Origin of the sequence: Streptomyces xylophagus (genome assembly GCF_000716435.1) — a bacterium.
In the GTDB taxonomy this organism is placed as follows: Bacteria; Actinomycetota; Actinomycetes; order Streptomycetales; family Streptomycetaceae; genus Streptomyces; species Streptomyces xylophagus.
Map to the genome: position 1 here is coordinate 1 of NZ_JNWO01000140.1, position 459 is coordinate 459.

Here is a 459-nt window from a genome sequence, read left to right on the forward strand (position 1 = left end):
CAACAGCAGCGGCAGCGAGGACGTACTGAAGCAGGCGCTGGCCGAGCAGTTCAACGTCCAGTGGAAGATCGAGGCGGTCGTCGACCCGTCGGGCGGCGGACAGCCCCCGTCCGCACCGGCACAGGCACAGGCACCCGCACCCACGCCCGCGCCTCAGGCCTCGGCCCCCGTCCAGGCCGCTGCTGCCCCGCCCCCGGCCGGCAGCCTCGACCCCCGCATGCTCTGGCCGAACATCCTGGAAGTGGTCAAGAACCGCCGCCGCTTCACCTGGATCCTGCTCAGCCAGAACGCGCAGGTCACCGGTTTCGACGGCACGACCCTGCAGATCGGCTTCGTCAACGCCGGTGCGCGGGACAACTTCAACAGCAGCGGCAGCGAGGACGTACTGAAGCAGGCGCTGGCCGAGCAGTTCAACGTCCAGTGGAAGATCGAGGCGGTCGTCGACCCGTCGGGCGGCGG

The 459-nt window shown here is 69.9% G+C and carries 1 pseudogene; it reads left to right on the forward strand.

The window, feature by feature from the left end:
- Window positions 1-459: pseudogene (locus tag OO70_RS50675) on the forward strand (hypothetical protein); the annotation flags it as partial.